The 20260-nt window shown below is 73.9% G+C and carries 11 protein-coding genes and 1 pseudogene; 2 read left to right on the plus strand and 10 right to left on the minus strand.

The window, feature by feature from the left end; genetic code table 11:
• Positions 1-99, plus strand: a pseudogene (locus ACIRRS_RS34350) (ATP-binding protein); the annotation flags it as partial.
• Positions 100-163: 64 nt separating this feature from the next.
• On the opposite strand, the gene cimA reads toward ACIRRS_RS34350, so the two are convergent.
• The 3 genes from cimA to ACIRRS_RS34365 form a co-directional block, all read right to left on the minus strand.
• Positions 164-1768, minus strand: a complete 1605-nt coding sequence (gene cimA / locus ACIRRS_RS34355) for a citramalate synthase (protein WP_402979569.1) — start codon at positions 1766-1768, stop codon at positions 164-166.
• Positions 1769-2127: 359 nt separating this feature from the next.
• The gene (locus ACIRRS_RS34360; RefSeq protein ID WP_402979572.1) at positions 2128-3240 is read right to left on the minus strand and encodes a branched-chain amino acid aminotransferase; all 1113 of its coding nucleotides are present in this window, start codon (positions 3238-3240) and stop codon (positions 2128-2130) included.
• A gap of 215 nt (positions 3241-3455) precedes the next feature.
• Positions 3456-4493, minus strand: a complete 1038-nt coding sequence (locus ACIRRS_RS34365) for a 3-isopropylmalate dehydrogenase (RefSeq protein WP_402979575.1) — start codon at positions 4491-4493, stop codon at positions 3456-3458.
• Between the two features lie 131 nt (positions 4494-4624).
• Here ACIRRS_RS34365 and ACIRRS_RS34370 point away from each other — a divergent pair, with 131 nt between their 5' ends.
• Complete coding sequence (locus ACIRRS_RS34370; protein WP_402979578.1) at positions 4625-7108, plus strand: YfhO family protein; 2484 nt, start codon at positions 4625-4627, stop codon at positions 7106-7108.
• 51 nt (positions 7109-7159) lie between these two features.
• Here the strand turns inward: ACIRRS_RS34370 and ACIRRS_RS34375 are convergent, their stop codons facing one another.
• From ACIRRS_RS34375 to ACIRRS_RS34405, 7 genes are all read right to left on the minus strand, one after another.
• Positions 7160-10495 (minus strand): S8 family serine peptidase, encoded by a 3336-nt coding sequence (locus ACIRRS_RS34375; RefSeq protein ID WP_402979581.1) that lies wholly within the window; start codon positions 10493-10495, stop codon positions 7160-7162.
• Between the two features lie 208 nt (positions 10496-10703).
• Positions 10704-10868, minus strand: coding sequence for a hypothetical protein (locus ACIRRS_RS34380; RefSeq protein WP_402979584.1), 165 nt, complete (start codon positions 10866-10868; stop codon positions 10704-10706).
• A gap of 313 nt (positions 10869-11181) precedes the next feature.
• Positions 11182-12768, minus strand: coding sequence for a phosphoglycerate dehydrogenase (serA, locus tag ACIRRS_RS34385; protein ID WP_402979699.1), 1587 nt, complete (start codon positions 12766-12768; stop codon positions 11182-11184).
• A 240-nt stretch (positions 12769-13008) separates the two neighbouring features.
• The gene (gene ilvC, locus ACIRRS_RS34390; RefSeq protein ID WP_402979587.1) at positions 13009-14007 is read right to left on the minus strand and encodes a ketol-acid reductoisomerase; all 999 of its coding nucleotides are present in this window, start codon (positions 14005-14007) and stop codon (positions 13009-13011) included.
• Positions 14008-14112: 105 nt separating this feature from the next.
• Positions 14113-14637, minus strand: a complete 525-nt coding sequence (gene ilvN / locus ACIRRS_RS34395) for an acetolactate synthase small subunit (protein ID WP_030286969.1) — start codon at positions 14635-14637, stop codon at positions 14113-14115.
• Positions 14638-14669: 32 nt separating this feature from the next.
• Positions 14670-16523: an acetolactate synthase large subunit gene (locus ACIRRS_RS34400; RefSeq protein WP_402979589.1), complete on the minus strand. Its 1854-nt coding sequence runs from the start codon at positions 16521-16523 to the stop codon at positions 14670-14672.
• Between the two features lie 337 nt (positions 16524-16860).
• Positions 16861-19887, minus strand: coding sequence for a putative bifunctional diguanylate cyclase/phosphodiesterase (locus ACIRRS_RS34405; RefSeq protein WP_402979702.1), 3027 nt, complete (start codon positions 19885-19887; stop codon positions 16861-16863).
• Between the last annotated feature and the right edge of the window lie 373 nt (positions 19888-20260).

The following is a 20260-nucleotide window of genomic DNA, read 5'->3' on the forward strand; positions in this document are numbered from 1 at the left end:
GACACCCCCATCATCACCCTCGACGCCCGCCGCCGCGACAGCGCCAAAAGCGCCCTCATCACCCTCGTCGAACACGCCCTCCTCGCCCGACTCCGGTGATCAGAACGACTGTGGCCCGAGGGAGTTGATCAACTCCCTCGGGCCACTGGCGTTTTCGGGGCGACTACTCGGCGGGCTCCAGGCCCGCGCGGATCAGGCCGTAGGTGTAGGCGTCCTCAAGTGCCAGCCAGGAGGCGGCGATCACGTTGTCCGCCACGCCCACGGTCGACCAGGTGGTGGAGCCGTCGGTGGACTCGATCAGCACCCGGGTCTTCGAGCCGGTGCCGTGCTGGCCCTCCAGGATGCGGACCTTGTAGTCCACCAACTCGAAGCCGGCCAACGGCGGGTAGATGCCCTCCAGGGCCGCGCGCAGCGCCTGGTCCAGCGCGTCGACCGGGCCGTTGCCCTCGCCGGTGGCGATCCGGCGCTCGCCCTTGGCCCAGAGCTTGACGGTGGCCTCGTTGCCCGAAACCCCGTGGGGGCCCTGCTCGCTGATGGTCCGCCAGGACTCCAGGGAGTAGAAGCGGTCCCGGCTGCCGCGCACCTCGTCGCGCAGCAGCAGCTCGAAGGAGGCGTCGGCGGACTCGTAGGTGTAGCCGAGGTTCTCCTGCTCCTTGACCTTGGCCACCACCCGCCCGGCGAGGTCCCGGTCGGTGGAGAGGTCGTAGCCCAGCTCCTTGCCCTTGAGCTCGACGGAGGCGCGGCCGGCCATGTCCGAGACCAGCATCCGCATGGTGTTGCCGACGAGTTCGGGGTCGGTGTGCTGGTAGAGGTCCGGGTCGACCTTGATCGCGGAGGCGTGCAGGCCCGCCTTGTGGGCGAAGGCCGAGAAGCCGACGTACGGCTGGTGGGTGGAGGGGGCGAGGTTGACCAGCTCGGCGATCGCGTGCGAGATCCGGGTCATCTCGGCCAGCCGGCCCTCGGGCAGCACCGTGCGGCCGTACTTCAGCTCCAGCGCTCCGACCACCGGGAACAGGTTGGCGTTGCCGACCCGCTCGCCGTAGCCGTTCGCGGTGCACTGCACGTGGGTGGCGCCGGCGTCCACCGCGGCCAGGGTGTTGGCCACCGCGCAGCCGGTGTCGTCCTGGGCGTGCATGCCGAGCCGGGCGCCGGTGGCGGCGAGCACCTCGGCGACGGTCTCGCGCACGCCGGCGGGCAGCATCCCGCCGTTGGTGTCGCAGAGCACCACCACGTCCGCCCCGGCCCGGTGGGCGGTGCGGACCACCGCGAGGGCGTACTCGCGGTTGGCCTTGAAGCCGTCGAAGAAGTGCTCGCAGTCGATGAACACCCGCCGCCCCTGGGAGCGCAGGAACTCGACGCTGTCCCGGATCATCTCCAGGTTCTCGTCGAGGGTGGTGCGCAGCGCCAGTTCGACGTGCCGGTCGTGCGCCTTGGCGACGAGGGTGACGACGGGGGCGCCGGAGGAGACCAGGGCGGCGAGCTGCGGGTCCTCCGCGGCCTTGCCGCCGGCCCGGCGGGTGGCGCCGAAGGCGACCAACTGGGCGTTCTTCAGCTCCAGTTCGGCGGCGGCGCGGGCGAAGAACTCGGTGTCGCGGGGGTTCGCTCCGGGCCAGCCGCCCTCGATGAAGCCGACGCCGAAGTCGTCCAGGTGCCGGGCGATGGCCAGCTTGTCCGCCACCGTCAGGTTGATGCCCTCGCGCTGGGCGCCGTCGCGCAGCGTGGTGTCGAACACGTGGAAACTGTCGTCGGTGCGGCTGGCCTCGGTCATGACCCCTGGTTCTCCGTTTCGGGGAGGTTGGTGCTGCTCTACGGGACTTCGTCCCGGTTCCACTGTCCAGCATCCCGCGCGCGGCCCCGGTGTCCCCGAGCCCTTCGTGGGGGCTCTCGGCCGGTCCGGGAAACAAAAAGACCCCTCGCGGGGTGCGAGAGGTCTGCGCGCGGGTCTGGACGCTGGTGGTCGCTCCGCATCGGGTACTGCGGAGCGGTCACTGCGGACCGGCGCGCCTGCTGCTAATAATCAGCGAAAGCGAGGACACGCTCGCAGTCTGGCACACCCCCCGGGAACCGGCCCGCGCGTCTCGCGATGCGAAACGTCGCAGGCCGGAGCCGGTCCGGGCGTTCCTCGGATCAGACGATCTTGTGCAGCCAGTTGTGGGTGTCCGGGCGCTGGCCGCCCTGGATCGCCAGCAGCGCCTCGCGCAGCTTCATGGTGACCGGGCCGGGCTCGCCGGTGCCCACCGTCCAGTCGGCGGCGGCGGACTTCACCGAGCCGACCGGGGTGATGACGGCGGCGGTGCCGCAGGCGAACACCTCCGTGAGGGTGCCGTCCGCGTTGCCCTGCTGCCACTCGTCGGTGGAGATCCTGCGCTCCTCGACGGCGTAGCCGAGGTCGGCCGCCAGGGTCAGCAGCGAGGCGCGGGTGATGCCCGGCAGCAGCGCGCCGGACAGCTCGGGGGTGACGATCCTCGCGTTCTCGCCCTCGCCGAAGACGAAGTAGAGGTTCATGCCCCCCATCTCCTCGACCCAGGTGTGCTCGGCGGCGTCCAGCCAGACCACCTGGTCGCAGCCCTTGGCGGCGGCCTCGGCCTGGGCGACCAGCGAGGCGGCGTAGTTGCCCGCGCACTTCGCGGCGCCCGTGCCGCCGGGCGCGGCCCGGACGTACTCCTTGGACAGCCACACCGAGACCGGCTTGACGCCGCCCGGGAAGTAGGCGCCGGCCGGGGAGGCGATGATCATGAACAGGTACGAGTTGGACGGGCGCACGCCCAGGCCCACCTCGGTGGCGAACATGAACGGGCGCAGGTACAGGCTCTGCTCCGCCTCGTCCGGCACCCAGGACTGCTCCTGCTGGACGAGCAGCTCGACGGCCTCGACGAAGGTCTCGACGGGCAGCTCCGGCATCGCCAGGCGGCGGGCCGAGGCCCGGAAGCGCTCGGCGTTGGCCTCCGGGCGGAAGGTGGCGATCGAGCCGTCGGCCTGGCGGTAGGCCTTGAGCCCCTCGAAGATCGCCTGGCCGTAGTGCAGGGTCATGTTCGCCGGGTCCATCTCGACCGGCGCGTACGGGACGAGCTGGGCGTCGTGCCAGCCGCGGCCCTCGGTCCAGCTGATGGTGACCATGTGGTCGGTGAAGACCCGGCCGAAACCGGGGTTGACCAGCCGGGCCTCGCGCTCCGCTGCGGGCAGCGGGTGGGCGGAGGGCTTGAGGTCGAACGTGATGGGCGCCGGGGTGGGCGTGCTCATGGCTGTTTCCTTCACCGTGGGGTTGGTTCGGGCCGCCGCCACCGCCGCGACGCCACGGCCGGGGAGAGCCGGGACGAACGCACAGCGGCACGGCCCACTGTCGATACTCGCATCCAGAGGGCCGTGCCGAACAGTTGCCCGCTCCTTGGAGCGCTGCAAGCTGCGGTTATACGGTCCGGCCCGCGGGCCGGAACCTTGTTCTTGGTCCCGGTCCGCTAGCCGGATACTCGGGCGGCGAGCGCGTCGCCGACCTGGGTGGTGCTGCGGGCGCCCGAGCGCTCGGTGAGGTCCGCCGCGACGGCCGCCTCCACCTTCGCGGCCTCGGCGGCGAAGCCGAGGTGCTCCAGCAGCATGGCGACGGACAGCACGGTGGCGGTCGGGTCCGCCTTGCCCTGGCCCGCGATGTCCGGGGCCGAGCCGTGCACCGGCTCGAACATGGACGGGAACTCGCCGCTCGGGTTGATGTTGCCGCTCGCGGCCAGGCCGATCCCGCCGGTCACGGCGGCGGCCAGGTCGGTCAGGATGTCGCCGAACAGGTTGTCGGTGACGATGACGTCGAAGCGCTCGGGCTGGGTGACGAAGAAGATCGTCGCCGCGTCCACGTGCAGGTAGTCGGTGGTGACCTCGGGGAACTCCCGGCCGACCTCGGCGAAGATCCGCGACCACAGGTGCCCGGCGTGCACCAGCACGTTGTTCTTGTGCACCAGGGTCAGCTTCTTGCGCGGCCGCGCCTGCGCCCGCCGGTACGCGTCGCGCACCACGCGCTCGATGCCGAACGCGGTGTTCAGGCTGACCTCGGTCGCCACCTCCTGCGGCGTCCCGGTGCGCAGCGAACCGCCGTTGCCGACGTACGGGCCCTCGGTGCCCTCGCGGACGACGACGAAGTCGATCTCCGGCTGCCCGGCCAGCGGCGAGGCCACCCCGGGGAACAGCCGGCCCGGCCGCAGGTTGATGTGGTGGTCGAACGCGAACCGCAGCTTCAGCAGCAGCCCCCGCTCCAGCACCCCGGACGGCACGCTCGGGTCCCCGATGGCACCCAGCAGGATCGCGTCGTGGGTCTTCAGCTCTGCCAGCACGTCGTCCGGCAGGGTCTCCCCACTGCGGTGGTAGCGCCGGGCCCCGAGGTCGTACTCGGTGGTCTCCAGCTTCACATCGGCGGGAAGCACGGCATCCAGGACCTTGAGCCCCTCGGCCACCACTTCCTGGCCGATGCCGTCACCCGGGACAACTGCGAGACGAAGAGTGCGAGACATGCCCGTGACACTACTCCGCCGTCCCAGACCCTGACATACCGCGTCCACCATTCGGACGCGGTGCTCGACCCGGACTCCACCCGGGGCGCGTGCGGCCGGGCGGGCGCCCGGGGCGTGCGTAGGGTGGCGGGATGGTGCGCAGTGGGGTCGGGTGGCGGCGGGAGGTGCTGGTCTGCGGGGGTGCGGGCGGGCTGGCGGCGGGTGGGTACGCGGTGGCGGCGGGGTTGCGGGGGCGGTGGCCGGCCGGGGCCGGGGAGGTCGCGGTGCCGTACCACGCGCACCTGTGGGACCTGCTGCACGGGGACGCCTCCGGGGACCTGCTGTTCAACTGGAACAGCGGCTACGGCGTCCCGTTCCTCGCGGACTTCTTCGCCTATCTGATGAACCCGTTCTCCTGGTTGACGGCCCTGCTCCCCCGCGACCAGGGCCACCTCGCGGTCTTCCTCGTCGCCCTGGCCACCATCGCCCTCGGCACCGCCCTGATGGCCCACCTGCTCGGCCGGGTGCACCCCGGCCCGCACCGGCTGCGGGTGTTCGCCGCCCTCGGGTACGGGCTCTGCGCCTGGGTCCTGGACATCGGCGGCGCCGCCCCGATGTGGCTCTGGGGCCTGGTCTCGCTGCCGCTGCTCGGCCTCGCCGGGGACTGGTGCCTGCGCGAGCGCCACTGGACGGCCGGCGCCCTGTGCGTGGCCCTCGCCTGGGCCGGCAACCTCTACACCGCCGCACTCGCCACCCTCGTCGCCGGACTCCTGTTCGCCGTACGGCTGTTCGCCACCCCGCTGGCGCTGCGGCACCGCGTCCGGGCGGTCGGACGGGCCGTCACCATGACCGCCACCGGGCTGCTCCTCGCCGCGCCCGTGCTGTACGTCGCCGTGCGGGCCGCCCGCGGCGCCCAGCCGGAGTCCCCCGTGCAGCCGCTCGGCCCGTCCGGCCTCGGCGGCCACCTGGCCCGGCTGCTGCCCGCCGCCCAGGACGGGCGGCCGCTGCCGGACGTCGCGATCGGCGTGCTCGGCCTGCTGCTGGTGTGCGGGCTGCCGTTCAACCGCCGGGTGCGGGTGCGCGAGCGCGCCGCCTGGTGCACGGCGCTGGTGCTGGTGGTGCTCACCTTCGTCTGGACCCCGACCTACCTGGTCTGGCACGGCCTGGCGATCCCGGCCGGCGGGCCGTACCGGGTCGCCTTCGTGCTCAGCGGGCTGCTGGTGCTGGCCGGCTGGGTGTCGCTCTCCCACCGGCCGGACGCCTTCGCCCTGCTCGGCTCCGCCGCGCTCGTCGCGGTGATCGCCGCCCTGGCGGCCTCCCGGCACGGGGTGGGCGCCACGACCTGGACGCTGCTCGGCGCGGGCTGCGCCGTCCTGCTGACGGCCCTGTGGACGCTGGACCGCCGCCACACCGACCGCCGGGCCGAGGCCCTGGCCACCTGGGTGATCGGCGGCGCGGTGCTCGGCAACGCCGTCTGGTCCGGCTACTCGGCCCTCGGCGCCGCCCCCGACCCCGGCCCCTCCCCCTCGGCCGTCCGCGCCGGGCACGCGGCCGTGCGCGCCGCCGACGACTGGCCGCACGGGCGCAGCGACCCGGGCCCGCACGCCTTCGGCACCAACGACCCGCTGCTGCTCGGCGGCCAGGGCGGCGGCTACTTCAGCGCCTACCTGCCGACCGTCGCCGCCCGCCTCCTGCACGACCTCGGCGCCGGCTGGACGGCAGGCGGGCGGCAGACCGGCAGCGTCACCGACCCGGTCGGGCAGGCCCTGTTCGGCGTCCGCGGCCACCTGGACGACGGGCCGCCGCCGCAGGGCTTCACCCCCGTACGGGCGGCGGCGCCGCCGCTGGTCACCGTGCTGGCGCCGGGCGCCCGGCCGGACACCTCCTCGGTGTGGTCCCGGCAGGAGGCGCTGCTCGGCTCCCAGGTGTACGACGCGCCGGTGCCCGTCCCGGCCGGCGGCCCGGCGCCCACCCTGCACGGCACCAGCGGCTGGTCCGTCCCGTCCGGGGGCGAGGGCACGGTGTTCACGGCGGCCTGCACCCCGGGCTCGACGGCGTACTTCCACGGCGTCTGGTTCCGGGGCGAGGTCAGCGCCCTCGGCACCACCTACCGCAGCGAGGGCGAGCAGCCCACCACCGCCGAGCCGATCCGCCGGCTGGGGCCCGTCCCGGCGGACGGGGTGGTCCGGGTGACGCTGCGCCCGGACGGGATCAGCCAGGTGCCCGCCCGGCCCGTCGGCTGCCTGCGGGCGGGGGCGCTGGACGCCGCCGTGGCCCGGTCGGCGGCCACGGGCGCCACCCGCGTGGCGGCGGGCGGGCACACCCTCACGGCGGCGCTGCCGCCCGGCTCCCGGGGCACGGCACTGCTGTCCGCCCCGGCCACGGAGGGCTGGACCTGCGCGGCCGGCGACGGCCCGTACGCGGCGCCCACCCCGGTGCTCGGCATGATCGGCGTCCCCCTGGGCGGCGGCGCCGACCGCGTCTCCTGCGCCTTCCGCCCGCCCGGCCTGACGGAGGGCCTGACGGTCGCCTCCGCCGCCGCGGCCGTCCTCGCCCTGGTCACGGTCTTCGCCCGCATCTCCCGCAGCCGAAGCAGCCGGAGCGGCCGGAGCCGCCGGGAGGCGGCCGCAGCGTAGGACGGCCCGCCGGAGGGGTCCGGCGGGCCGTCCGTTCCTCACGGGCGGGGCTCAGGGGAGGGTGACCACCTCCGCCCGGCGGGTCGCCGGGTTGAGGTGGTGGAGCAGCAGGAGCTGCGAGGTGTCCCCGGCCGCGCGCTGGACGGCGAGGACGGTGCCGGGGGCCTCCGGGGTGGCGAGGGCGAGGGGGCCGCCGGGGCCGGAGCGGACGGTCAGGGGCGGGTTCAGGACGTCCAGGGCGAGGCTCGGGCGGGTGCCGTGCAGGCCGATGGAGGAGTAGGACTGCGCCGGGTCGGGCGTGCCGGGGGCGACGGTGCCCGTCCAGACGCCGTAGCGGACGGTGCTGTGCCCCGGCCCGACGCCCGGCAGGGCGCTCAGCCGGACGGGCAGGACGAGGACGTCACCGTCGAGCAGCCCGGTGTCCACGTCCCCCCAGCGGGCGTTGAGCGGCTGCACGTCCAGTTCCGCGCCGGTGCGCGCGTCTACCGCCCGGGAGACCAGCACGTCGCTGCCGCGCAGCCGGTCGGCCTTGAGGACGACGTCGGCGACGCCGTCCCCGTCCGTGTCCAGCGAGACCCGCACGCCGTAGAGCCCGACCGGGGTCGGGGCCGCCGCCCAGAGCCGGACACCGATGTACAGCTCGTCCGAGGAGGCCGCCGCGCCGACGGCCCGCAGGTTGGCGGCCCGGTCGCCGGGGCTCTGCACGCAGATGTCCCTCGGCTGGTCCGCCGAGTCGGTCGCGTCCTCCGGCCGCACGCCCGCGCCGGGGCCGACGGCGGCGCCGCTGTCGGGCGGGCAGTCGGGCCAGCGGGCGCCCTCGCCGCCGAGGGCGAAGGCGCTGACGAGCCCGGGCCGCTCGCCCGGCGCCGCGCTGCCGCCGAGCACGACGAGGGTGCCGTCCCGGGTGGTGCGGGTGGCCGCGCCGGCGCCGAGGTCGGTCACCGGGCGGGGCGCGGCGAACACCGGCACCCGCAGCTGCGGCAGCGAGGCGGCGGAGGGGGTGAACAGCACCCGCCCGGAGAGCTCGCCCCGGTAGCTGCGCGCCCTGCCGCCCTGCTGGGCGTCGATGGTCGGGTCGGGCGTGCGCCCCAACTCCCCCGGTACGGACAGGGTGACGCGCACCCGGGCCGTCCCGCCCGCCGGGACCTCGACCTGCGCGGGCGCCACCTCGTAGGCGGCGCCGGGCAGTTCGGTCGCCGCCGCGTAGCCCGTACGGTAACTGACGCTCTCGGAGCCGGAGTTGCGCAGCTCGACCTCCCGGACGAGCGCCGTCGGACCGCCGACCTCGACGGGCCCGTAGGAGACGCCGACCGCGCCCTCCACGGCGCCCTCCCCCGCCGCGTACGCGACCACGGGCGTGCGGACGGTGCGGTCGACCTGGGCCCGCCCGGCGCCGGTGCGCTCCGGCCCGTAGACGGGCCCGGTGCGGTCGTCGCCGAGGTAGGTGTCGGCGGCCGTGTTCATCAGCGCGGCCTTGAGTTGCTCGACCGTCCAGTCCGGGTGCGCGGCGCGCACCAGCGCGGCGAGCCCGGTGACGTGCGGGGTGGCCATGGAGGTGCCGTCCTCGCGCTGGCCGCCGCTGCCGCTGCCGACCTTGGCGGACCAGATGCTCTCGCCGGGCGCGGCGAGGTCGGGCTTGACGATCCCGGGGACGCCGAGGCCGCGCGAGGTGAAGTCGGTGAGGGTGTCGGCGCGGCCGGGCTGGAGCTGGGAGACGGAGCCGTGCAGCGGGTTCCCGGCGGTCGCGAGCCGGACCTGGACGGGCCCGGCGGCGGCCGCCTGCCGCAGCCGCTCGCCGTCCGCGCGGCCGAGCAGCACGGCGGGGACGCGGTCGTCCCCGGAGATCTCGGCGAGGTGGTCGCTGTCGGCCGTGTAGAGGGCGCCGACGGCGCCCGCGTCGGCGGCGTGGTCGGCGCGCGGGCCGGAGTTGCAGGCCCGCTCGGCCTCGCGGGTGCGCCAGGCGAGCACCGCGACCTTGCCGGCCAGCCGCGCCCTGTCGGCCTCGCTGAAGGCGGTGCAGCCGTCCGACTGGTCGACGGGCAGGGCGAGTTGGCCGCTCACCTCGGCGGTGGACCAGCCCTCGTAGCGCTGGCTCCAGTGGCCGGGCACGACCCCGGCGAGGGTGTCGGGGGCGAGCACGGTGACGCCGTCCACGTCCGCGTGCCCGTGGACGGAGGCGGCGACGGTGACGGCCCGGGCGGCGGTGCCGGGGCTGCCGCCGATGCCGTACACGTCGCCGTCGTTGCCGGAGGCCGCGACGACGACGGTGCCGAGTTCGGAGAGCCTGTCGACGGCGAGGGCGTCGGCGTCGTCGGGGCTGCCGAAGCGGCTGCCGAGGGAGAGGTTGACGACGTCGAGACGGCCGGAGAGGTCGCCCTTGCCGCTCGGGTCGGCGGCGAGGTCGAGGGCCTGGGCGAGGCGGTCGGTGGAGCCGTCGCAGCCGAAGACCCGGATCGCGTACAGCTGGGCGCCGGGGGCCGCGCCGGGGCCGACCTTGAAGGAGGCCGGGTCGAGCCCGGTCCGGTACGGGCCGGTGTACGGGTGCCCGTCGGCGGTGACGCCGTACCCGGCGGCCGTCCCGGCGACGTGGGTGCCGTGGCCGTTGCGCACGCAGTCGAGCGGGTTGTCGCTCGGGTGCGGGACGGGCTGGTGGTGCGGGGAGGCCGGGTCGGGGTCGTAGTCGTCGCCGACGAGGTCCTTGCCGCCGATCACCTTGGCGCTGGGGAAGAGCCCGGCGGGGGCGGGCTTGCCGCGCTCGACGGAGCGGAACGCCTCCTCGGTGCCGGGGCCGCCGAAGTCGGCGTGGGTGTAGTCGATGCCGCTGTCGATGATGCCGATCCGCACCCCCTCGCCCGTGTTTCCCTCGGCGCCCTCCCAGACGGAGGGGGCGCCGGTGAGCGGCACGGAGTACGCGTTGTCGCGCTGCTTGCGGACGATCGGGTGCACGGCCCGGACGCCGGGCAGCGCCCGCAGCGCGTCCAACCGCCCGGCGGGCGCGTCCACGGCGAGGCCGGTGAGCAGGGTGCGGGTGCGGTAGAGCTCCCGGGCGGCGGGCGCGGCCCGGTGGACGGCGGCGGAGAGCCGGTCGAGCGCCTCGCCGGCCCGGCCGCGCTGGGCGGCCCCGGCGTCGGCGGCCTCCCGGCGGACGGCCTCCGGGGAGCGCCTGGCCCGCCGGGCTCCGTCGGCGGCCCGACGCCAGGCGGGCCCGACGGCCTCGGTGTCGAGTTCGAGCAGGACGGAGGCACTGGGGCCCGGCGGGGCGGCGGAGCCCGGCCCGCCGGCGGCCGGTCCGGCGGCGAGGGCGGTGGCCCCGGTGAGCAGGGCGAGGGCGAGGCCGATCCGGGCGAGTGGACGGCCGAGGGGATGGTTGAGGGGTGGCAGGCGCACTGTGGGTTCTCTCCCCCGGCCGGGGGACTGATCCGCACACCGTGGTCGCTGACGCCCGCCCTCGCGGACGTCGATCACCCTTCCGGGGGCCCCAAATTAGGATGATCGCGTTTGCGTGGGCGAGCGACATCCCCCGAATGGACCCCGGTTGCACTCGACGGAGTGACGCGCCGTCAGCCCGCAAGGCTCAATAGGCCGATGGTAGGAGTCATCCGCCGTGGCCGGTCTCGCCGCCGTTGTCCCGGCGGTCCAGCGACCGCTGGAGCGCGGCGGCGGCGAAGGGGTTGCGCTCGGCGGCCCGGCGGCGGCGCGGGGCGCGGACGGGGGCGGCGGAGGGGGTGGAGGTGGCGCGGCGGTCGGCGGTGGTGGGCATACCTGGCTCCTTGGAAGCGGCGCGCCCGGGGGCGCGGCGGAAGGGACTGGAGGGGTACGCGCGAGAGCAGGGGTCGCCTGCCCGTGAGGGCGCACGCGCACACGGGCCGCACACCCTGGCTACAGGGGCGGCACACCGTATGGCTCTTCCACGGTACGACCCCGCACCGGCCGTGTCTGCACGGATACTTGGATTTCCTAGTATCTGAGACGAGCCGCACTCGTGAGGACGCGGCAGGGGGCGCGGCAGGGAACGCAGCAGGGCCCGGACCCCCTCACGAGCGGGGGTCCGGGCCCTGGCGGAACGGAGCCGGTCAGCCCAGGTCGACCGAGCGGGCGAAGCGGGCGCCGATCTCGGCGGCGATCGCCGAGAGGACGTCCTGCGAGATCTCGGTGTCCACGGTGATGGAGGCGAGCGCGCTGCCGCCGTCACGGGCGACCTGCATGCCCGCGATGTTGATGCCCGCGTCGCCGAGGTGCTTGCCGAGCACGCCGACCACGCCGGGGCGGTCCTCGTACTTGAAGAAGGCCATGTGGTCGGTGAGCGCCACGTCCACGTCGAAGGCGTCCACGCCGACGATCTTCTGGGTCTGCTTCGGGCCGGCCAGCGTGCCGGAGATCGCGATCTCCTCGCCGTCCGCGAGGGTGCCGCGCACGGTGATCACGTTGCGGTGCTCGGGGCTCTCGCTGGAGGTGGTCAGACGCACCTCGACACCGCGCTCCTGCGCGAACAGCGGGGCGTTGACGTACGAGACCGTCTCGGCCACGACGTCCTCGAACACGCCCTTGAGCGCGGACAGTTCGAGCACCTTCACGTCGTGCTGGGTGATCTCGCCGCGCACCTCGACGTCCAGGCGGACGGCCACCTCGCCGGCCAGGGCGGTGAAGATCCGGCCGAGCTTCTCGGCCAGCGGCAGGCCGGGGCGCACGTCCTCGGCGATGACGCCGCCCTGGACGTTGACCGCGTCCGGGACGAGCTCGCCGGCGAGCGCCAGGCGCACCGACCGGGCGACGGCGATGCCGGCCTTCTCCTGCGCCTCGTCGGTGGAGGCGCCCAGGTGCGGGGTGGCGACCACGTTGTCGAAGGCGAACAGCGGGGAGTCCGTGCACGGCTCCTTGCTGTAGACGTCCAGGCCCGCACCGGCCACCCGGCCCTCGCGCAGGGCGGCGGCGAGCGCCTCCTCGTCCACGATCCCGCCGCGGGCGGCGTTGACGATGCGCACGGTCGGCTTGACCTTGTGCAGCGCCTCGTCGCCGATCAGGCCGATGGTCTCGGGGGTCTTGGGGAGGTGGACGGTGATGAAGTCCGAGACCTCCAGCAGCTCCTCCAGCGAGACGAGCTTGACGCCCATCTGCGCGGCGCGGGCGGCCTGGATGTAGGGGTCGTACGCGACGATCTTCATGCCGAACGCGGACATCCGCTGCGCGACCAGCACGCCGATGCGGCCGAGGCCGACGACGCCGAGGGTCTTCTCGCTCAGCTCGACACCGGTGTACTTGTTGCGCTTCCACTCGCCCTGCTTGAGCGCCGCGTTGGCCGGGGCGATGTTGCGGGCGACGGAGATCAGCAGGCCGCAGGCGAGTTCGGCGGCGGTGACGATGTTGGAGGTCGGCGCGTTGACGACCATGACGCCGGCCTTGGTGGCGGCGGAGACGTCCACGTTGTCCAGGCCGACGCCGGCCCGGGCGACGACCTTGAGCTTGCGGGCGGCGGCCAGCGCCTCGGCGTCCACCTTGGTCGCGGAGCGGATCAGGATCGCGTCCACGTCGGCGATCGCGGTCAGCAGCTCGGTGCGGTCGGCGCCGTTGCAGTGGCGGATCTCGAAGTCGGGGCCGAGCGCGTCCACCGTGGCGGGCGACAGCTCTTCGGCGATCAGTACTACGGCGGTTTTGGATGTCACAGTGCTCACGACAGTGGGGTCCTTAACTGTCCGGTTCCCCCGGGCACGTAGGTGGCGTGGAGGGCGGGGGAAGGTGGCATGCCGCGTAGGTAGACGCACGACGCTGTGGGCCTGACGCGCACTCGGAGTGTATCGACGGGCTGGATACCCGGCTGCTCCCGTCCGGCGAAATCACCCGGACGGGAGCAGCCTACTTGTACAAGGGCGTTACAAAATCTACGTCCTCGCGGATCTTGAGATTCAGGCCTTGTCGTTGACCCAGCTCATCAGCGAGCGCAGCTTCTTGCCGGTGGTCTCCAGCAGGTGGTCCTCGTCGGCCTTCTTGTACTCGTTGTACTTGGGCAGGCCGGCCTTGTACTCGGCGATCCAGGTGTTGGCGAAGGTGCCGTCCTGGATCTCGGTGAGGACCTTCTTCATCTCGGCCTTGGTGTCGGCCGTGATGATGCGCGGGCCGGTGACGTAGTCGCCCCACTCGGCGGTCTCGGAGACCGACCAGCGCATCTTCTCCAGGCCGCCCTCGTACATCAGGTCCACGATGAGCTTCAGCTCGTGCAGGCACTCGAAGTAGGCGATCTCCGGCTGGTAGCCGGCCTCGACCAGGGTCTCGAACCCGGCCTTCACCAGGGCGGCGGTGCCACCGCAGAGGACGGCCTGCTCACCGAACAGGTCGGTCTCGGTCTCCTCGGTGAAGGTGGTCTTGATGACGCCGGCCTTGGTGGCGCCCAGGCCCTTGGCGTAGGACAGCGCCAGGGCGAAGCCGTTGCCGGTCGCGTCCTGCTCGACGGCGACGATCGCGGGGACGCCGCGGCCCTCCTCGTACTGGCGGCGGACGAGGTGGCCCGGGCCCTTCGGGGCGACCATGCAGACGTCGACGTCCGCCGGGGGCTTGATGAAGCCGAAGCGGATGTTCAGGCCGTGGCCGAAGAACAGGGCGTCGCCGGCCTTCAGGTGCGGGGCGATGTCCGCCTCGTACACGTCGGCCTGGATCGGGTCCGGGACGAGGATCATGATGACGTCGGCCTCGGCCGCGGCCTCGGCGGGGGTGACCACGCGCAGGCCGGCCTCCTCGGCCTTGGCGCGGGACTTGGACTCCGGCTTCAGGCCGACGCGGACGTCGGCGCCCGAGTCGCGCAGGGACAGCGCGTGGGCGTGGCCCTGGCTTCCGTAGCCGATGACCGCGACCTTGCGGCCCTGGATGATGGACAGGTCGGCGTCGTCTTCGTAGAACAGCTCGGCCACGGGGGCACATCTCCTTGCGTGATGGTTGCCGGGGGTTCCACCGTAAACGGGGCCGGCAGTGGTGTGGGTCGGTGCTTCGAAAGGTGAGACGACAGCGCCGGGTGATCAGGCGCTGCGGTCGAGGGCGCGCAGCGAGCGGTCCGTGATGGAGCGCGCGCCGCGGCCGATGGCGACCAGGCCGGACTGGACCAACTCCTTGATGCCGTAAGGCTCCAGCATCCTGAGCATGGCCTCCAGCTTGTCCGAACTGCCGGTGGCCTCGATGGTCACCGCTTCGGGCGACACGTCGACGGTCTTGGCACGGAACAGCTGGACGATCTCGACGATCTGCGACCGCGTCTCGTTGTCGGCGCGGACCTTCACCAGGACCAGTTCCCGCTGGATCGCAGCGGACTGGTCGAGTTCGACGATCTTTATCACGTTCACGAGCTTGTTGAGCTGCTTGGTGACCTGTTCCAGCGGGAGGTCCTCGACGTTGACCACGATCGTCATCCGGGACACGTCCGGGTGCTCGGTCGGGCCGACGGCGAGGGAGTCGATGTTGAAGCCCCGCCGGGAGAACAGGGCGGCGATGCGGGCGAGCACGCCGGGCTTGTTCTCGACCAGGACGGAGAGGGTGTGCTTGGACATGTGGCGTTCCTCAGTCGTACTGGAAGGGGGGCTCAGTCGAGATCGTCGCCGAAGTCGGGCCGGACGCCCTTGGCGAACTGGATCTCGTCGTTGGAGGTTCCGGCCGCGACCATCGGCCAGACCATGGCGTCCTGGTGGACGATGAAGTCGATGACGACGGGGCGGTCGTCGATCGCCATCGCCTGCTCGATCACCGCGTCCAGGTCCTCGGGGCTCTCGCAGCGCAGGCCGACGCAGCCCATCGCCTCGGAGAGCTTGACGAAGTCGGGGATGCGGGTGCCCTGGGCCGGCGGCTCGATGCCGTCGTGTTCGGGGCCGGAGTGCAGCACGGTGTTGGAGTAGCGCTGGTTGTAGAACAGCGTCTGCCACTGCCGGACCATGCCCAGCGAGCCGTTGTTGATGACGGCGACCTTGATCGGGATGCCGTTCAGCGCGCAGGTGACCAGTTCCTGGTTCGTCATCTGGAAGCAGCCGTCGCCGTCGATCGCCCAGACCGCCTTCTCCGGGCGGCCCGCCTTGGCGCCCATCGCGGCCGGGACGGCGTAGCCCATGGTGCCGGCGCCGCCGGAGTTGAGCCAGGTGCCGGGCTTCTCGAAGCGGATGAACTGCGAGCTCCACATCTGGTGCTGGCCGACGCCCGCCGCGTAGATCGCGTCCGGGCCGACCTTCTGGCCGATGCGCTCGATCACCTGCTGCGGGGAGAGCCGGCCGCCGGGGGCGGGCTCGTAGCCGAGCGGGTAGGTGCGCTTCCAGGTGTCGAGCTTCTCCCACCAGTCCGCGTAGTCGCCCTTGTGGCCGGCGTCGAACTCGGCCTGGACAGCGACGATCAGGTCGGCCAGCACCTCGCGGGCGTCGCCGACGATCGGCACGTCCGCCGGGCGGTTCTTGCCGATCTCGGCCGGGTCGATGTCGGCGTGGACGACCTTGGCGTGCGGGGCGAAGCCGTCCAGCTTGCCGGTGACGCGGTCGTCGAAGCGGGCGCCGAGGGTGAACAGCAGGTCCGACTTCTGCAGTGCGGTGACGGCCGGGACGGAGCCGTGCATGCCGGGCATGCCCAGGTGCTGCGGGTGGCTGTCCGGGAAGGCGCCGAGCGCCATCAGGGTGGTGACGACGGGGGCGCCGGTCAGCTCGGCCAGGATGCGCAGTTCGGCCGTGGCCCGGGCCTTGATCACGCCGCCGCCGACGTACAGCACCGGGCGCTTGGCGGCGACCAGCAGCTTGGCGGCCTCTCGGATCTGCTTGGCGTGCGGCTTGGTGACCGGGCGGTAGCCGGGCAGCGCGGTCTCGACGGGCCAGCGGAAGGTGGTGGTGGCCTGGAGCGCGTCCTTGGCGATGTCGACCAGGACGGGGCCCGGGCGGCCGGTGGCGGCGATGTGGAAGGCCTCGGCGATGACCCGGGGGATCTCGGACGGGTCGGTGACCAGGTAGTTGTGCTTGGTGATCGGCATCGTGATGCCGCAGATGTCCGCCTCCTGGAAGGCGTCGGTGCCGATGGCCTTGGAGGCGACCTGGCCGGTGATGGCGACGATCGGCACGGAGTCCATGTAGGCGTCGGCGATCGGGGTCACCAGGTTGGTGGCGCCCGGGCCGGAGGTGGCCATGCAGACGCCGACGCGGCCGGTGGCCTGCGCGTACCCGGTGGCGGCGTGGCCGGCGCCCTGCTCGTGGCGGACGAGGATGTGGCGGACCTTGACCGAGTCCATGAGCGGGTCGTACGCGGGAAGGATGGCCCCGCCCGGGATGCCGAAGACGGTGTCCGCGCCCACGGCCTCCAGCGAGCGGATGAGCGACTGCGCGCCGGTCATGGTCTCGACGACGTGCTGGGGAGCGGGAGCGTGGGCGGCCGGGTTGTCCCCGCGGCGGGGGGATGCGGCGTGCTCGGTCATCTGCCTGTCTCTTCTCGGGTTTCGCCGGCCCGGGTTCGGGCCCCGGTGCTGCGAGGGGTGGGGTCCCGGTCGGGCCGATCGCCGGCTCTGCCCCGATCGTCCCTCCCGTGGCTACCGAGTCTCTCGAATCGGGACGGAACGGGCGGTCGGAGCTGGGGTATTGCGGGGTTCGAACAGCGTCGGTGCAACAAAAAACCCCTCGTGCCAAGGGCATGCGAGGGGTGGCGCGTCGGTCTGTCACGAGCGGGGCGTGGAAGCCCGCTCAGCCGACGCGCCCGCCAAGTACGAGAATTCGGGTGCGCATGGAAACGACCTTCCTCCGGTGCGGGGGCGTGTGTCAAGCAGGTGGGATGACCGTCTCGCCATGCGGACCCGCTCCCGGACCGGTCGCGGCCCGGTGTTCGGGCAGGTCGGAGGGCCCGTGGTGATGTGCGCCACGTCCCGGCGCGGCGGCGTCCCGGCCACTCGTCCGGGTGTCCGGAGCCGGGTGCGGGGCGGGGTTCGGTGCGGGGTGCGTCGCCGGGTGCGGAGCCGCCTGCGGAGCGGGGTTCGGGGCCTGGGGCGGAGCCGGGAGCGGAGCCGCGTGCGGCCGCCGCGCGGCGTGCGGCCCCGGCAGCGGGTAGCCGCGGCGGGCCAGGGCGCGGCGCAGCCGGGGCTCGTCCAGCGGCGGGGCGAAGGCGGAGCCCTGGGCCCGGCGGCAGCCCAGCTCCTGGAGCGCGGCGACCTGCCGGGGCAGGTCCACGCCCTCGGCGGCCGTGGACATCCCCAGGTCGCGGCCGAGCCGCAGGGCGTGCCCGGCCAGGGTGCGGCCGACGGCGGACTCGCCGAGGTCCTGGACGAGGGTGCGGTCCAGCTTGAGCCCGTCGAACGGCAGCCGGGCCAGCGCCCCGAGCGAGCCGCTTCCGGCGCCGTAGCCGGCCAGCCAGGTGGAGACGCCCAGGCGCCGCAGGGCGGCGAGCCGGCGGCCGAGTTCGTCGGCGAGCGCGTCGGGGCCCATCCTGGCGACCTCGATGACGAGGTCCCCGGCGGGCAGCCGGCTGTCGCGCAGGGCGGCGGCCACGGTCTCGTACAGGCCGGGGGTGCACAGCCGCTCGGCGGAGAGCCGTACGGCCACCGGGACGGGCGGGGGCGGGAGGGCGCTGCGGCCCCGGGTGGGCAGGTCGCGGCGGTCGGCGGCGGCCGCGACGGCCTCGTGGACGAGCCAGCGGGCGAAGCGGGCGGCGGCGTCCCCGTGGTCGGCGGAGCGCAGGAACTCGGCCGGGGTGAGCAGCAGCCCGCCCGCCGAGCGCCAGCGGGCCTTGGCCTCGACGCCGACGACGGCGCCGCTGGCCAGGTCGACCACGGGCTGGTGGAGCAGGGTGAACCCGCCCTCGCGGACGGCCAGTCGCAGCCGCTCCTCCAGTTCGCTGCGGCGCTCCAGGTCGGCGCGCATGGCGGGGCTGTAGAGCACCACCCGGCCCTTGCCCTCGGACTTGGCGCGGTACATCGCGAGGTCGGCGTTGCGCATCAGCTCGTCGGCGGCGGCGCGGGGGTCGGCGGCGGGGCCGCGTTCGGGGGTGCCGAAGGCGATGCCGATGCTGGCGGCGACGCTGAGCTCGGTGCCGCCGATCCAGTACGGCTCGGAGAGGGCGACGCGCAGCCGTTCGGCGAGCTCCTGGACCTGGAGGCGGCCGAGCGGGCCGCAGACCAGGGCGGCGAACTCGTCGCCGCCGAACCGGGCGACGGTGTCCCCGGAGCGGACGGCGCCCTGGAGGCGGCGGGCGGCCTGGACGAGCAGTTCGTCGCCGACCTGGTGGCCCGCGGTGTCGTTGACGGCCTTGAAGCCGTCGAGGTCGAGGAAGAGCACGGCGACGCCGGCCCCGGCCTCGCCCTGCTGTCCGCGCGCGCCGAGGGCGCCGCGCAGCCGCTGGGTGAACAGCGCCCGGTTGGGCAGGTCGGTGAGCGGGTCGTGGAAGGCGTTGTGCTGCAACTGGGCCTGGAGCATGACGCGTTCGGTGACGTCGCGGCTGTTGAGGATCAGCCCGTCGCGGTGCCGGCTGACGGTGGACTCCACGTGCAGCCACTCCCCGTCGCCGGAGCCGATCCGGCACTCGACGCGGGCGGAGGGCTCGGCGGTGCCGGGGCTGCGGTGGGCGGTGAGCCGCACCCGGGCGAGGTAGCGGCGGACCTCGGAGAGCACCCGGTCGATGTCCTCGGGGTGGACGAGGTCCAGCAGGTTGCCGCCGACGAGCTCCTCCGGGTCCCGCCCGTAGACGCCCAGCGCGGCCGGGGAGACGTACGAGAGCACGCCGTTGGCCCCGGCGATCATGATGACGTCGCTGGAGCCCTGCACCAGGGAGCGGAAGTGCGACTCCTTGTGGGCGAGTTCCTGCGCCAGCGAGAGGTTGTCGAGCAGCATCACGCCCTGGCGCAGGATCAGCGCCAGCCCGACGGTGCAGGCGGCGGCGCACACCACCCGGTCCAGCTCCCGCCCGCCGAGGGCGTTGTAGAGGATGCCGGCGGTGCAGACGGCGGCGGCCGCGTACGGGGTGAGCGCGCTGAAGGTGGTGGCGACCCGGCGGCGGGGCAGTCCGCCGGCCGAGGGGTGCTCGCGCAGCGGGCGGCGCCAGCGCGAGGACCAGGGCGCCCAGGCGAGCAGCAGGCTGCCGGAGAACCAGCCGGCGTCCAGGAGCTCGCCGGAGTGGTAGCTGTTGCGCAGCTCCGGCGAGGTGAACAGGGCGTCGCAGAGCACGGTGACGGCGAGGGCGATCATCGCGGTGTGCACGGCGGCCCGGTTGCCGTCCCTGCCGCCGAAGCGCAGGCCGACGACCAGGCTGACCAGCAGGATGTCCAGCACCGGGTAGGCCAGGCTGAGGGCGATGCGCAGCGGGGAGCCGTCCTCGCCCTCGGCGATCCGGCCGAGGGCCAGGCTCCAGCTGAGGGTGAACAGGGAGCCGGCGATCAGCCAGCCGTCGAGCAGCAGGCAGAGCCAGCCGGCCGCCGAGCGGGGGTGCTGGGCGAGGACGAGGACGCCGGTGATGGCGAGCGGGGCGAACAGCAGGAAGGCGTACTCGGCGAGCGAGTCCTGCGGCAGCGCACGGCGCACGACGAGTTCGTACCAGCCCCAGGTGCCGTTGCCGAAGGCGACCATCAGCGAGGAGAGGCCGAACAGCAGCCAGGCGGGGCGGGCGTGGCCGCCGGTGGTGCAGCCGTAGACCAGGCAGGAGAGGGCGGCGCCGAGGGCGGCGGCGGCCAGGCCGAAGTCGCCCATGAAGATGGAGAGTTGGTGGGACCCCCAGCCGGCGGAGGCGCCGACGGCGAAGGACAGGCAGAGCACGCCGAGGACGAGCCCGGGCAGGGTGCGACTGGCGCGGAGCCGGCGCAGCGGCCCCGGGCGCGGGGGCGCGGGGGGCCCGGGCAGGCCGGGCGCGGACGCCTCGACGGGCGCGGACCCGTCGATGGTCGGCGGGCCCGGGCGTCCGGCTCCGGGCAGCACCGTATCGGTGGAGCTCACTGGTCCTCTCCCCCTCCGGCCCGGGGCCTGGCGCCCCGGCCACGGACCACCGGCCGCGCGCCTCTCGGCCGTACGCGGTGGCCTGGCGCCTCGTCAGGACGGCGGCCCAGGGGGTGGGCGGCCTTGCGGCCGCCGCACCGCACCGATGCTCCCGGTCGGGACCCTACACCAATTCCGTCACTCAATGACACGCACATTCAACTTAGAGTAATGGCGTATGCGTTGAGTCAGTCCGCAGATTCCA

The sequence above is a fragment of the Kitasatospora sp. NPDC101183 genome (genome assembly GCF_044767945.1).
Lineage (GTDB): Bacteria > Actinomycetota > Actinomycetes > Streptomycetales > Streptomycetaceae > Kitasatospora.